Source organism: Streptomyces sp. PA03-1a (assembly GCF_033792805.1).
Classification (GTDB): Bacteria; Actinomycetota; Actinomycetes; order Streptomycetales; family Streptomycetaceae; genus Actinacidiphila.
Genome location: NZ_JARAVO010000468.1, coordinates 1 through 1,722, shown reverse-complemented (window position 1 = coordinate 1,722; position 1,722 = coordinate 1). Strand labels below are relative to the sequence as shown.

Annotated in this window: 2 protein-coding genes, 1 tRNA gene and 3 pseudogenes; 4 read left to right on the top strand and 2 right to left on the bottom strand. The window is 66.3% G+C overall.

Annotated elements, in window-relative coordinates; genetic code table 11:
• Positions 1-157 (top strand): annotated as a pseudogene (locus PV341_RS44970) (steroid C27-monooxygenase); the annotation flags it as partial.
• A gap of 64 nt (positions 158-221) precedes the next feature.
• Positions 222-296: transfer RNA gene (locus PV341_RS44965), tRNA-Val, on the top strand.
• Positions 297-388: 92 nt separating this feature from the next.
• Here PV341_RS44965 and PV341_RS44960 read toward each other — a convergent pair.
• Together PV341_RS44960 and PV341_RS44955 are read right to left on the bottom strand one after the other, a co-directional pair.
• Positions 389-547 (bottom strand): integrase, encoded by a 159-nt coding sequence (locus PV341_RS44960; RefSeq protein ID WP_500361021.1) that lies wholly within the window; start codon positions 545-547, stop codon positions 389-391.
• A 6-nt stretch (positions 548-553) separates the two neighbouring features.
• Positions 554-643 (bottom strand): annotated as a pseudogene (locus tag PV341_RS44955) (tyrosine-type recombinase/integrase); the annotation flags it as partial.
• A 228-nt stretch (positions 644-871) separates the two neighbouring features.
• Between PV341_RS44955 and PV341_RS44950 the strand changes: the two are divergent.
• Positions 872-1,105 (top strand): annotated as a pseudogene (locus PV341_RS44950) (hypothetical protein); the annotation flags it as partial.
• A gap of 4 nt (positions 1,106-1,109) precedes the next feature.
• Positions 1,110-1,550 (top strand): SUKH-3 domain-containing protein, encoded by a 441-nt coding sequence (locus PV341_RS44945; RefSeq protein ID WP_500361020.1) that lies wholly within the window; start codon positions 1,110-1,112, stop codon positions 1,548-1,550.
• Positions 1,551-1,722: the final 172 nt, after the last annotated feature.

Here is a 1,722-nt window from a genome sequence, read left to right as displayed (position 1 = left end):
CTTCTGCCTCGGCGCCAGCCTCGCCCGCTTCGAGATCGACCTCATCTTCAACGCCATCGCCGACACCCTCCCCGCCATCCGCCTCGCCGGCGCCCCCCGCCGCCTCCGCTCCCCCTGGCTCAACGGCGTGAAGGAACTCCGTGTGACCTACACCTGACCTCGAGCGTGCGTTTGCTGGTCACGGGGTATGGCAGGGTAGGGTGTGCTTTCGCGTGTCCAGCGGGCGTGTAGCTCAGCGGTAGAGCGCTGCCCTTACAAGGCAGATGTCGGCGGTTCGAAACCGTCCACGCCCACCAGCCCCAGCGCATGGCAAAGGCCCAGGTCATCCGGCATGAGTCCGGAAACCTGGGCCTTGATCTTTTGCCGCCCTTGAGGGCCGCCGTGCCACTCACGTGCCAGAAAGTCCACCGGAATCCACATCGGAGCCCGTCCCCTTGACCCGCCGGATCTGGTCGTCCACGTGCCCGGCGATCTCGTGGTCGCGGCCGTTGACGAGGTGCTGATAGATCAGCGCGGCCCGCACCGACGAGTGCCCCATGCGGTGCATCAGCTCCCGCGTGGAGGCCCCGCCCGTCGCGGCGAGGGTGTTGCCAGTGTGCCGCAGATCGTGGAAGTGGACGTCCCCGAGGCCGGCTGCGGCGATGGTCCGCAGCCAGATCCGCCGGAAGTTGTTCCGCGAGATGCGCCGCCAGCTCGACCGTGAGCGAAGCGGGGAACGCCACGGTGCGCACGCCGGCCGCGGACTTGGGAGCCTTGACCGTCAGCCCGTCCGACCGGGTCTCGGCGACCGACCGGCGGACCGAGATGGTGCGCCGCTCCAGGTCCACGTCCCAACGCTGGAGGCCGGCTGCCGCGCCGGGCAATCGCGCGGGAGAACACCACGCGCGGCATCGTCGCCCTCGTCTTCCGCTGCAAGCCCTCCGGTGGCTCCGAGCGCACATCCGATGAGTCCACCGCCGTCGACTGGCTCACACCCGATGAAGTCACCGAGCGCATGTCCGAAGTCTTCGCGATCCGGCTACTGGACGCCTTGGACAGCGCCGGCCCCTGGTGCACGAGCCCATCACTCCGAACCCCAAGTTGGTCGGGTAACGGTCCACAATGAAGGCATGTCACCAGAGGCAGAGAAGGCACTGCGAGCAGCAGGATGGCTGCCTGGAAGAAGTGTCGATACGACTTCCTGGCGCTTGCAGTTGGAGCAGGTAGGCCTTCAGATGCACGATGCCGCCGAAGCGTTCCTCCGCGAGTTCGGCGGTCTGGACTTCAAGTACGGCGGGCCAGGCATCTCACGTGCACGCGAGCCGTTCCATCTGGATCCAGCGCTCGCCGTCGGCGACGAGGACCGGTTGGAGGACTGGGAGCCATCAGCCGGACGTCACCTCTTCCCGATCGGCTACCTCGACAACCGGTACCTCCTGAGCATCGACCAGTTCAGCGAGATCTACTGCGTCGACCCCTTGGATGCCAGCTTCGGCCGGATGCCTGAGGCCTTGGAGAACCTCGTCCTCGGCGTCGCACCCACCGAGATCGACGCCCCTGATCCATCCTGACCCGGGGTCCCCCAGCGCCATGAGCAACCCAACGATTCCAGCCGTCAGCCGAGACCGGACGAGATCACCCAGTTGTCGGGTCTCGGTTGAGGCTTGACGTTTTGGCGTCGGGTGACGCTTGACGTTTGGGCTAGACGATTTTTCGTTTGTTGTACTCCCCGGATTTGCGGAC